The sequence below is a fragment of the Aeromonas sp. OTU364 genome (genome assembly GCF_038440395.1).
In the GTDB taxonomy this organism is placed as follows: Bacteria; Pseudomonadota; Gammaproteobacteria; order Enterobacterales; family Aeromonadaceae; genus Aeromonas.
Genome location: NZ_JASATR010000002.1, coordinates 131262 through 142784 on the forward strand (window position 1 = coordinate 131262; position 11523 = coordinate 142784).

Annotated in this window: 13 protein-coding genes and 1 pseudogene; all 14 read left to right on the forward strand. The window is 63.3% G+C overall.

Annotation, left to right across the window (positions count from 1 at the left end):
- The first annotated feature begins 65 nt into the window (after positions 1–65).
- The 14 genes and pseudogenes from phoB to AAHB08_RS03545 all read left to right on the forward strand — a co-directional run bounded on the left by phoB (position 66) and on the right by AAHB08_RS03545 (position 11494).
- A complete protein-coding gene (phoB, locus tag AAHB08_RS03480; RefSeq protein ID WP_041206225.1) occupies positions 66–755 on the forward strand; it encodes a phosphate regulon transcriptional regulator PhoB in 690 nt (229 codons plus the stop codon).
- Positions 756–763: 8 nt separating this feature from the next.
- Positions 764–2059: a phosphate regulon sensor histidine kinase PhoR gene (phoR, locus tag AAHB08_RS03485; RefSeq protein ID WP_042648619.1), complete on the forward strand. Its 1296-nt coding sequence runs from the start codon at positions 764–766 to the stop codon at positions 2057–2059.
- A 290-nt stretch (positions 2060–2349) separates the two neighbouring features.
- Positions 2350–3324 carry a PstS family phosphate ABC transporter substrate-binding protein gene (locus AAHB08_RS03490; RefSeq protein WP_342058113.1) on the forward strand — a complete coding sequence of 325 codons (975 nt, stop codon included), beginning with the start codon at positions 2350–2352 and terminating at the stop codon, positions 3322–3324.
- A gap of 152 nt (positions 3325–3476) precedes the next feature.
- Positions 3477–4286, forward strand: a complete 810-nt coding sequence (locus AAHB08_RS03495; RefSeq protein ID WP_342058114.1) for a M48 family metallopeptidase — start codon at positions 3477–3479, stop codon at positions 4284–4286.
- Positions 4274–4780 carry a GNAT family N-acetyltransferase gene (locus tag AAHB08_RS03500; protein ID WP_139438168.1) on the forward strand — a complete coding sequence of 169 codons (507 nt, stop codon included), beginning with the start codon at positions 4274–4276 and terminating at the stop codon, positions 4778–4780. Before AAHB08_RS03495 ends, AAHB08_RS03500 begins: the two co-directional genes overlap by 13 nt.
- Positions 4781–4890: 110 nt before the next feature.
- Positions 4891–5793 carry an ROK family protein gene (locus tag AAHB08_RS03505; RefSeq protein ID WP_342058115.1) on the forward strand — a complete coding sequence of 301 codons (903 nt, stop codon included), beginning with the start codon at positions 4891–4893 and terminating at the stop codon, positions 5791–5793.
- Positions 5794–5834: 41 nt separating this feature from the next.
- Entirely contained in the window at positions 5835–6560 is a 726-nt protein-coding gene (locus tag AAHB08_RS03510; RefSeq protein ID WP_342058116.1) for a copper homeostasis protein CutC, read from the forward strand.
- A 31-nt stretch (positions 6561–6591) separates the two neighbouring features.
- Positions 6592–6687 (forward strand): copper homeostasis protein CutC, encoded by a 96-nt coding sequence (locus tag AAHB08_RS03515; protein WP_404838586.1) that lies wholly within the window; start codon positions 6592–6594, stop codon positions 6685–6687.
- Positions 6688–6696: 9 nt separating this feature from the next.
- Positions 6697–6814, forward strand: a pseudogene (locus AAHB08_RS03520) (copper homeostasis protein CutC); the annotation flags it as partial.
- Positions 6815–6965: 151 nt separating this feature from the next.
- Entirely contained in the window at positions 6966–7577 is a 612-nt protein-coding gene (locus AAHB08_RS03525; protein ID WP_342058117.1) for an FKBP-type peptidyl-prolyl cis-trans isomerase, read from the forward strand.
- Between the two features lie 145 nt (positions 7578–7722).
- The gene (locus tag AAHB08_RS03530; protein WP_265436858.1) at positions 7723–8604 is read left to right on the forward strand and encodes an ABC transporter ATP-binding protein; all 882 of its coding nucleotides are present in this window, start codon (positions 7723–7725) and stop codon (positions 8602–8604) included.
- A gap of 76 nt (positions 8605–8680) precedes the next feature.
- The gene (locus AAHB08_RS03535; RefSeq protein ID WP_342058118.1) at positions 8681–9694 is read left to right on the forward strand and encodes an ABC transporter permease; all 1014 of its coding nucleotides are present in this window, start codon (positions 8681–8683) and stop codon (positions 9692–9694) included.
- The gene (locus AAHB08_RS03540; RefSeq protein WP_139438182.1) at positions 9691–9990 is read left to right on the forward strand and encodes a DUF2845 domain-containing protein; all 300 of its coding nucleotides are present in this window, start codon (positions 9691–9693) and stop codon (positions 9988–9990) included. Before AAHB08_RS03535 ends, AAHB08_RS03540 begins: the two co-directional genes overlap by 4 nt.
- Before the next feature lie 484 nt (positions 9991–10474).
- Positions 10475–11494 (forward strand): amino acid ABC transporter substrate-binding protein, encoded by a 1020-nt coding sequence (locus AAHB08_RS03545; RefSeq protein ID WP_202046893.1) that lies wholly within the window; start codon positions 10475–10477, stop codon positions 11492–11494.
- The last annotated feature ends 29 nt before the right edge of the window (positions 11495–11523 follow it).

Here is an 11523-nt window from a genome sequence, read left to right on the forward strand (position 1 = left end):
ATAAAAGTGTCACAGAAAGTTCTAATAATTGGCGCACCCATCTTCACAGAGGAGAGAGAAGGGATATGGCTAAGCGAATTCTGGTGGTCGAGGACGAGGCACCAATCCGCGAGATGCTCTGCTTCGTGCTCGAGCAAAAAGGATATGAGACGGTTGAGGCAGAAGATTATGCCGATGGACTGGCGAAGGTGCGTGAACCTTACCCCGAGCTCATCGTACTGGACTGGATGATGCCAGGTGGCAGCGGCATCCAGTTCATCAAGCAGCTCAAGCAGGACGAGGTGACCCGCCAGATCCCCGTGGTGATGCTGACCGCCCGTGGCGAGGAGGAGGACAAGGTACGCGGGCTGGAAGCGGGCGCCGACGACTACATCACCAAGCCGTTCTCGCCCAAGGAGCTGACCGCCCGCCTGCACGCCGTGATGCGCCGGGTCTCCCCCACCTCGGTGGACGAGGTGATCGAGGTGCAGGGGCTCAAGCTGGATCCTGTCTCCCACAGGGTCAGCGCCGAGGAGAAGGCGCTGGACATGGGGCCGACCGAGTTCAAGCTGCTGCACTTCTTCATGACCCATCCCGAGCGGGTCTATAGCCGCGAGCAACTGCTGAACAATGTCTGGGGCACCAATGTCTATGTAGAAGACAGGACGGTGGACGTGCACATCCGTCGCCTGCGCAAGGCCATCGAAGAGACCGGGCACGACAGATTGATCCAGACGGTGCGTGGAGCCGGATACCGCTTCTCAACCCGTCTCTAGGGGATAACATGTTGCAACCTTACGCCTGGCGGCGACAGTTGTGGCGAATGGCGTTCTTCTACGCCCCCTTCGTCTTGGTAGGTTGGTTGATAGAACACCTCTCCCTCTGCCTGCTGGTGGCGACCGTGCTGCACCTGGGCTGGCACTACCGCTTCCAGAAGCGGCTGTCGGACTGGCTGTGGCACGATCGCAGCCTGGTGCCGCCCCATGGCAGCGGCAGTTGGGAATACATCTTCAATGGCATCTACAAGTTGCAGCAGCGCCACCGTGCAAGGCGCCGCGAGCTGGCGGGCCTCATCCGCCGGTTTCGGGAGGGGGCAGAGGCCCTGCCCGATGCCGCCGTGGTGTTTCGCACCGACGGCAGCATCCTCTGGTGCAACCGGCTGGCGGAGCAGTTGCTCGGCTTTCGCTGGCCCGAGGATGCCGGCCAGCACATCGGCAACCTCATCCGTCACCCCGGTTTCGTCGCCTACCTCGGCAAGGGGCAGTATGACGAGCCGTTCGAGATGAGCTCCCCCATCAACGAGGAGAAGTTTCTCGAGTTTCGCATCATGCCCTATGCCGAGGATCAGGCCATGCTGGTGGTGCGGGACGTGACCCGGCTGCGCAGCCTGGAGAAGACCCGCAAGCACTTCGTCTCCAACGTCTCCCACGAGCTGCGCACCCCGCTCACCGTGCTCAAGGGCTATCTGGAGATGACCGAGGAGCCGCCACCCCCCGCCATGTGGGCCAAGGCGCACAAGGTGATGATGGAGCAGACCATCCGCATGGACAACCTGGTCAATCAGCTGCTCACCCTGTCGCGCATCGAGGCGGCCCCGACCGTGGATCTCTCCCATCTGGTGGACATGCCCGCCATGCTGGGGCTGCTGGAGCAGGAGGCGCGGGCCCTGTCGGGAGAGAGTGCCCATCAGATAGAGTTCCAGGTGCAGTCCAATCTGTTCGTGAAGGGGGACAGGGACCAGCTGCGCAGCGCCGTCTCCAACCTGGTCTACAACGCCATTCACTACACCCCGGCCGGTCGCAAGATCACGGTGGAGTGGCGCAAGCAGGGGGCCATGGCGCTCTTTGTGGTGCAGGACGAGGGGGAGGGGATAGCCCCGGAACACCTGGCGCGGCTCACCGAGCGCTTCTATCGGGTCGACAAGGCCAGATCCCGCCACACCGGCGGCTCAGGCCTTGGCCTCGCCATCGTCAAGCATGCCCTGAGTCATCACGATGCCCAGCTCGAGATAGAGAGCCGGGTCGGCCAGGGCAGCCGTTTCAGCTTCCTCATTCCCGGCCGTATGGTGGTGGTTAAATAGTCTTTTTTGACAAAGGGTTAGCAATAAGAAAGGGGGCGGCGAGAGCGGCCCCCTTGGCATTTGTGCCGCGCCCGGCCCATGTCATCAAAGTGTCATATAAATTCCATAAATTTGTCACTGCCAGGTCAGATACTGGCGCCGTCTTAAGAACAGACCCAGCGTCACCTTGGGAAAGAGGGGACGGAATAGAACTCAACAATCTGACTGATGCAGTCGGGTTGACCACCGCAAGACAGTGTTAATCGGCGCCATGTATTGGCAATTGCCTTCTGTAACTTTGGAGAGATTGGATGAAACTCAACAAACTGGCTGGTGTAATCGGATTCACCGCAGCAACCCTGTTTTCCGTCAGCGCCCTGGCTGCCGGTGTGGATAAAGATCTGCCGGATTACGCCCCGACCAGTGGCATCTCGGGCAACCTGTCCTCCGTGGGCTCAGACACCCTGGCCAACATGATGACCCTGTGGGCCGAAGAATTTAAGCGTGTCTACCCCAACGTCAACGTGCAGATCCAGGCCGCCGGTTCCTCCACAGCCCCGACTGCCCTGACCGAGGGCGTCGCCCAGTTTGGTCCCATGAGCCGTGCCATGAAGGCCGGTGAGGAAGAGGCGTTCGAGAAGCGCTACGGCTACAAGCCGACTGCCATCCGCGTCGCGGTCGATGCCCTGGCGGTGTTCGTGAACAAGGACAACCCCATCAAGGGGCTGACCATGGAGCAGGTTGACTCCATCTTCTCCAGCACCCTCAAGTGCGGCGAAGCCAAGGCCGCCACCAAATGGTCCGATCTGGGTCTGGATGGCAACTGGTCCAGCAAGGATCTGCAACTGTTCGGTCGCAACTCTGTCTCCGGCACCTACGGTTACTTCAAGGAGCACGCCCTGTGCAACGGTGACTTCAAGAGCGGCGTGAACGAGCAGCCGGGCTCCGCCTCCGTGGTGCAATCCGTCTCCGCTTCCCTGAACAGCATCGGCTACTCCGGCATCGGCTACGTCACCTCCGGCGTGCGCGCCGTACCGCTCTCCAAGGACGGCACTACCTTCGTCGAAGCGACCGCAGACAACGCCTTGACCGGCAAGTACCCGCTCTCCCGCTTCCTGTACGTTTACGTGAACAAGGCTCCGAACAAGCCGCTCTCCCCGATGGAGCAAGAGTTTGTGAAGATGATGCTCTCCAAGGCGGGTCAGACCATAGTCGCCAAGGATGGTTATGTACCGGTTCCTGCCAAGATCGCCGAAGCCGATCTGAAGAAGCTGGGCATCATGTAATCCCGCTTCTGCACCGCAAACAAACGAGCCCGCACGGGCTCGTTTTTATTTTGGCGCCACGGGATCTTTTTGGTCGCATGGGGTGGCACCTGGCTTGCACCGGAGGGCGGCATTCCCGAGAATAGGGCAACTTCACGGTAAAGGACCCTCTCATGCGTGCATCTTCCCTGTCCAAATTCGGCCTGGCAGCCTTGTGCAGCGCCCTGCTGGCCGGTTGTGCCCAGTCGCCGACCGGCCGCAGCCAGATGCTGCTCTTCTCCCCCCAGCAGATGAACCAGCTGGGGGCCGACTCCTTCGAGCAGATGAAGAAGCAGGAGAAGGTGAGCAAGGATGCCAGGGTGAATGCCTATGTCTCCTGCGTGGCCAAGGCGGTCACCGCCCAGGTGCCTGCCAGCTATGGCATCACCAGCTGGGAGGTGGTGGTGTTTGACTCCAAGGAGGTCAACGCCTTCGCCCTGCCGGGGGGCAAGATCGGCGTCTACAGCGGCCTGCTCAAGGTCGCCAAGAATCAGGATCAGCTCGCCACCGTCATCGGCCACGAGCTGACCCACGTGCTGGCACAGCACTCCAACGAACGCCTCTCCCGGGATCAGCTGACCGGCATAGGACTGGCGGTGGCCGATGCGGCCATCGGCAGCAACCAGGGGGGTGGTGCCACCATGGCGGCGCTCGGGCTCGGGGTTCAGGTGGGGATCACCCTGCCCTATGGCAGAACCCAGGAGAGCGAGGCCGACAGACTCGGTCTGGAGCTGATGGCTCGCGCCGGCTTCAATCCGGCCGAGGCCATCCCCCTGTGGCAGAACATGAGTACCGCCTCCGGTGGCAAGGCGCCACCCCAGCTGCTCTCCACCCACCCGAGCGACGAGAATCGCATCGCCGAACTGCAGGCCCAGCAGGCCGAGGTGCAGCCCCTGTATCAGCAGGCGCGAGCCGCAGGGCTGGAGCCCAAGTGCAAGGCATAAGCCTGCGGCTGGCCCGTCCCGCCGATGCCGCCGCCATGACGGTGATGCAGCGGGCCAGCTGGCTGGCGGCCTATGGCGGCGTGCTCGGTGAGGATCTGCTGGCCCAGCTGGCGGTCACCGAGCATCTGCAGATCTGGCGCCGCCGGCTCGCCGAGCCGGCCCCCGTTCCCATGCTGCTCTGCCAGGACGAGGTCGTCATCGGCCTGCTCTATTGGCACCCAGCCCATGAGGAGGGGATGATGACGGCGCGCATCCGGGCGCTCTATCTGCACCCGGAACACTGGCGTCGGGGCCATGGCAAACGGTTGTGGCAGGCGGTGGCGGTGCAGATGCGCCGGGCCGGCTGCGAGTGCGTCAGGCTATGGCTGCTCGATGGCAATCACATCGGCGAGGGGTTCTACCTGCGCCGCGGCTTCGTGTTTGACGGCCAGGAGCGCACCCTGACGAGCCTGGGACAACCCTGTCTTCAGCGACAAATGTTCCGTTTGCTTTGAGCTGGCTCCCGTTTTTCGCCCATGGTTACTTTATTTTTTTTGCGAATTAATACAATGTGCCCCATCTGGACAGACTGAGGTGACCCGGTTCACCGGCAAGGGAGTGTGGCATGTATTACGGATTTGATATTGGTGGTACCAAGATTGCCTTCGCGGTGTATGACGGTGGCCTGAACCTCTGTCACGAAGAGCGCATGAGCACCCCCGGCAATGATTACGAGGGGCTGTTGCAGCTGATCCTGACGCGTGTCGAGGCGGCGGACGCCCGCTTCGGTGCGAAAGGGGCCGTCGGCATCGGGTTTCCCGGCATCATCAATCGCCTGGATGGGAGCATAGTGGCGGCGAACCTGCCCGCCATTCACGGTCGTCATCTGGGCGCGGATCTGGCCGCACGACTGGCGCGCACCGTCAGCGTCGACAACGACGCCAACTGCTTCCTCTGGTCCGAAGTGCATCAGGGGGCCGCCGCCGCGGCCGAGAGTGCGCTGGGGGTGACCATTGGCACCGGCATAGGTGGCGCCGTCTACCTGGCGGGCAGGCTCATCCAGGGTCGAAACTGGCTGGCGGGGGAGATAGGCCATTACCCGCTGCCGGCCACCATATTGATGAAATACCCCGACCTGCCCCGTCCCCGCTGCGGCTGCGGCCGCCTGGTCTGTTTCGAAACCTACGCCTCGGGCACCGGCCTGGAGCGGCTCTATCACCACTTTCGCGGCGAGCGCGCCAGCGGCCACCAGATAGTCGCCCGTGCCGAGGCCCGGGAACCTGCGGCGCTCTCGGCCATCGACTGCTGGCTGGAGATCCTGGCCGCCGGGCTCGCCACCGCCATCTCTGTGATAGACCCCGAGGTGGTGGTGCTGGGGGGCGGCCTCAGCGGGCTGCCCGCCCTGTATGAGGAGCTGCCCAGGCGTCTGCCCGGCCATCTGCTGCCCGGTGTCGCCCTGCCGGCTATCCGCCAGGCCCGCTTCGGCGGCGCCGGTGGCGTGCGTGGCGCCGCCCTGCTCAATTTATGAGATCAGGCACTGGGTCTGATCTCCCTGGATAAGGAGTCATCATGACCCGTCTTGAAATCTGCATCGACAACCTGGAATCCCTGTTCACCGCAGAGCGGTCCGGCGCGGATCGCATCGAGCTCTGCTCTGCGCTGGGGCTGGGTGGTCTCACCCCCTCCTATGGTTTCATGCAGCTTGCTGCCCGCCACGCCAGCGTGCCGGTTTACGCCATGATCCGCCCCCGTGCCGGGGATTTCTGCTTCAGTGCCGCCGAGTTCGAACTCATGCTGCTGGATATCGCGGCGGCGCGCTCTGCGGGCCTGCAAGGGGTGGTGGTGGGTCTGCTCGACGAGGGGGGCAGGGTGCCTGCCGCCCAATTGCAACAGCTGGTCGAGGCGGCCGGTCCCCTGGGGGTCACCTTCCATCGCGCCATCGATCTCAGCTCCAACTGGCGCGCCGATCTGGAGACCATAGTGGCGGCCGGCTGTGAGCGGATCCTGAGCTCTGGCCATGCCCCGACCGCCCTGGCGGGTCTGGAGACACTGCAGGCGATGCAGCAGACCCTGGCGGGCCGCTCCAGCCTGATGCCCGGCGCCGGGGTCAATGCCGACAACGTGCGCACCATACTCGAGTTCACCGGGGTGAGCGAGGTGCACATGTCCGGCATGGGCTGGCGCGGCGGCATGGTGCCCCACGGGGTGAACATGGGTACTTCGGACGACGGCCGGGTCAATATTACCGACGGCGCCAAGGTGGCAGCGGTGAGGGCTTTGCTGGACAAGGCCTGATAGGTGCCGCGCGGCGGCATGGTGCCTCCTCATGTGTGTGAACATGGGCACCTCGGACGACGGCCGGGTCAATATCACCGACGGCGCCAAGGTGGCCGCGGTGCGGGCTTTGCTGGACAAGGCCTGATAGGTGCCGCGCGGCGGCATGGTGCCTCCTCATGTGTGTGAACATGGGCACCTCGGACGACGGCCGGGTCAATATTACCGACGGCGCCAAGGTGGCAGCGGTGCGGGCCTTGCTGGATCGCGCCTGAGCAGATCGCCGCCGATGGGCGGCGTTCATCCCCTTCTTGTGTGAAGTCTCTCCCACGGGCGGGGAAATCAGGATGGCAGCCGGCAGCACCTCGCCAAAAAGTCTGATATTATCCCGTCTCTTTTACCCTTAGGACCCGGAGCAACATCTCAATGTCCCAATACGACTCTATCGAACAGAAGGCCAGCTATGGCATCGGCCGCAACATGGGTGATCAGCTGGCGCAGCAAGCCTTCGCCGGTCTGGATATCCCTGCCCTGCAACAAGGTCTGGCAGATGCCCTGAACGGCCTGGAGTTCGCGGTCAGCCGTGACGATATCAATGATGCCTTCCAGGTCATCACCGCCCGCATGCAGGAAGAGCAGGAAGTCGTCGCCAAGGCCGCCGCCGCCGATGGCGAAGCCTTCCTGGCCGACAACGCCAAGCGCGCCGACGTGAAAGTGACCGACTCCGGTCTGCAATACGAAGTCATGGTAGAAGGCAACGGCGCCGTGCCGGTGGCCGGTCAGTCCGTGCGTGTGCACTACCACGGTACCTTCACCCACGGTGGCGTGTTCGACAGCTCGGTCGCTCGCGGCCAGCCTGCCGAATTCCCGGTCACCGGCGTCATCGCCGGCTGGGTGGAAGCGCTGCAGATGATGCCGGTTGGCTCCAAGTGGAAGCTCTACATTCCGCAGGATCTGGCTTACGGTGCCCGTGGCGCCGGCTCCATCCCGCCTTACTCCGCTCTGGTCTTCGAAGTGGAGCTGCTGGACATCCTGTGATCTGGCTGGCGTGATGCAGACGGCGACCCCTGGGTCGCCGTTTGTTTTTGCGCGCCGCCACGCCCTGGTGGATGAGCCATGGCCTTCTCGGGAGATTTGGATATAGTCAGGACGTCGCACTCTCGGCCACCCAGGGAGACAGGCCATGGCTGCCATCATCGAAGTCGTCGATCTCATCAAGCACTTTCCGGGTGTCAGGGCGGTGGACGGACTCAGCTTTGCCATTCCCGCCGGGAGCTGTTTCGGCCTGCTCGGCCCGAACGGGGCGGGCAAGACCACCACCATAGAGCTGCTCGAGGGGATCCTCACCCCGGACAGCGGGCAGATCCTGTTTCATGGCGCCCCCCGCGGCCCCGATTATCGCTCCCGCATCGGCATCCAGTTCCAGCACACGGCGCTGCAGGATTTTCTGACGGTGCGCGACACCCTGCGCCTGTTCGCCAGCCTCTATCCCAACCCCCTGCCACGGGAACTGCTCATCGATCTGTGCGCCCTTGGGGAGTTCATCGACAGGGACAGCCGCAAGCTCTCCGGCGGCCAGCGTCAGCGCCTGCTGCTGGCCCTGGCCCTGCTCGGGGATCCCGAACTGCTGTTTCTGGACGAACCCACCACAGGGCTGGACCCCCAGGCCCGTCACCACTTCTGGCAGCGGATCGAGGCGATCAAGGCCCAGGGCAAGACGGTGGTGCTCACCACCCACTACATGGACGAGGCCCAGCAACTGTGCGATCGCATCGCCATCGTGGATCACGGCCATCTGCTCAGCCTGGACACGCCGGCGGCCCTGCTGGCGCGGCACTTCGACGGTGTGCTGGTGCGTCTCGCGGATCACCCGGCCCTCGCCAGCCTGGGTTATCCGCTGCGGCCACACGGGGATCAGGTGGAGCTTAACTGCCCCGACGTGGCGGCCTTGCTGCCGCGGCTGCTGGGCCTGGGGGTGCCGCTGACCGGCATGCAGGTGCGCTCCCCCAACCTGGAGGATCTCTTCCTGCACCTGACCGGCCACAGCCTCCGGAGCGGTGCATGAACGCCGCCCCATGGCGGCGCCCAACTGCGGCACCTGCCGGCATGCCGCCGAAGTCAGCCTGTGCAAGGAGCGAAAGATGACGGGATCCCTAAGGCGCATAGGCGCCCTCTTTTATGCCCGCACCCTGGAGTTCGTGCGCGACAGGGCAGCCCTGGTCTGGAACCTGCTCTTTCCGCTCCTGCTGGTGATTGGCTTCTCCCTCATCTTCTCGGGCCCCCCCAAGCCGCTGGTGCAGATAGGGGTGGTGGGGGCGCTGACGACGGCATATCAGCCCCTGGCCCATATCCCGCTGCTCAAGCTCCTCCCCTATGACGACGAGGCGAGAGGGATCCTCAAGGTGCGCCACCATCAGCTGGACTTGCTGCTGTCACCGGCGCGTGGCCACTACTGGGTCAACCCGGATGCCCCCCAGGGGGCCATGGCCGAGTACCTGCTGCGCCAGGCGGTGCGCGCGCCCTTGCAACGAGAGGCACTGAGCGGCCGGGCCATCCGCTATGGCGACTGGTTGCTGCCCGGGGTGATCGGCATGAACCTGATGTTCTCCGGTCTGTTCGGGGTCGGCTTCGTCATCGTGCGCTATCGCAAGAACGGGGTGCTCAAGCGCTTGCGCGCCACCCCGCTGTCGGCGGCCGAGTTTCTCTGCGCCCAGTTGCTGTCGCGGGTGCTGATCACCCTGGTGGTGAGTCTGCTGGTCTTCCTGGTGGCTTACTGGCTGCTGGATGTGCCCCTGCTCGGCTCAGGCTGGTTGCTGCTCTTCATCGCCCTGGTCGGCGGGACCGCCATGGCCTCCCTCGGGTTGCTCATCGCCGCCCGTATTCAGAACGAGGAGCTGGCGAGCGGTTTGCTCAATCTCATCAGCTTGCCCATGATGTTCTTGTCCGGCGTCTGGTTTTCGCTGGAGGGATCTCCCCCCTGGTTGCAGGCCGTGGCAGCCCGTCTGCCCCTCAGCCAGATCATCGAGGCGGCCCGCGCCGTCATGCTGGAAGGGGCGGGCTGGCAGACGGTGGCGGGGATGTTGGCCCAGGTCATGGTGTTTGCCCTGGTGTGTATCATGCTGGGGGCGGCATTGTTCAAATGGAGCGCAAAATGAAACCAATACTGTGGTTGCTGCTGGTGGCGACGCTGCCGGTGGATGCCGGCACCCTGCGCTGCAAGAGCGCCCTGCTGACCGAGGGGGACACCACGGCCGAGCTGCTGATCCGCTGTGGTCAGCCGATGCTCAAGGAGGATCTGACACGCTACGAGGAGAACGGCTTCGGGGCGCGGATGACGGTCAAGTATGCCGAGCGCTGGACCTACAACTTCGGCAGGAGCGAATTCATGCAGTTTGTCACCGTCGAAAACGGCGTCATCACCGAGATTGAAGACGGCCCCCGCGGCGGTTGAGCCGCCAAGTGCCGACCCCGGGTCGGCGCCCCTATCTTGAGGCCCCTTGTCCCTGCCTCGTCTCCCACCCGAAGATTGAGTGTTGGAGCCTGTTCTCCCCCCGCCATGGCACCATATCGACCCAGCCCAATATTTGCCCCTGACTCCCCGCGTTGGGGCTTGCCGATAGAAAAGTGAGTCTGATGAGTCAGTTGGAGTCCGATTTCGCTGCCCCATCCCGGTGCGTCCCGTTTTTTTGTGAAAATAATCCTCACAGTGGGAATGGCCTTTAACAGCAGGCTATTTGGTGAATAAGGGTCTACTTTTGATTCTGAGAGTGCATATCACATCGTTCGAATATTTTGTGCTGTTGCACCACAGTTGTGCCGGGTTGCACCGATTGACAGGTTTTTGAAGCGCTGGATAAGCTGCAAAAAAGCAGGGAAACGATGGCATCTTGCTCGGTTTGGGTGCCAATTCGAATCAAACCACAGGGAAGAGTGACATGAAGCAGATACACAAGGCAGGTATGGTGATAGTGCTGTCGCTGGCGGCAGCCAATGTCTGGGCAGAGGGTACCCTGGATGCCGTGAAGAAGAAGGGGTTCGTGCAGTGCGGGGTCGGTGATGGCCTGCCCGGGTTCTCCAATCCGGATGCCAAGGGCACCTGGACAGGGCTCGACGTGGACGTGTGCCGCGCCGTCGCTGCGGCCGTGCTCGGGGATGCCGGCAAGGTCAAGTATGTCTCCCTCACCGCCAAGGAGCGTTTCACCGCCCTGCAATCCGGTGAAGTGGATCTGCTGTCGCGCAACACCACCTGGACTTTGACCCGGGACGGCTCGCTGGGCCTGACCTTTGCCGGGGTGAACTACTACGATGGCCAGGGCTTCCTGGTCAACAAGTCCCTCGGGGTCAAGAGTGCCAAGGAGCTGGACGGGGCCGCCGTCTGCATCCAGTCCGGCACCACCACAGAGCTCAATCTGGCGGATTACTTCCGCGCCAACGGCGGCATGAAATATACCCCTGTGGTGTTCGACACCTCGGATCAGACCGTCAAGGGCTTCGAGGCGGGGCGTTGTGACGTGCTGACCTCGGATCAATCCCAGCTCTACTCCCTCAAGATCAAGCTGACCAAGCCGGAAGATGCCCTGGTGCTGCCCGAGGTCATCTCCAAGGAGCCGCTGGGCCCGGCGGTGCGCCAGGGTGACGAGCAGTGGTTCAAGGTGGTGCGCTGGAGTCTCTACGCCATGCTCAACGCCGAAGAGGCCGGTGTGACCAGCGCCAACGTGGACGAGATGCTCAAATCCACCAACCCGGACATCCGTCGCCTGCTGGGGCTGGAGGAGCCCAAGGGCAATGTGCTGGGGCTGGATGACAAGTGGGCCTACAACATCGTCAAGCAGGTCGGCAACTACGGCGAGTCCTTCGATCGCAACGTCGGTGCCGGCTCTCCCCTCAAGATCGACCGCGGCATCAACGCGCTCTGGAACAAGGGTGGCCTGATGTATGCCCCGCCCATCCGCTAACTAGACAGCTGTCGGGGGGCCTGGCCCCC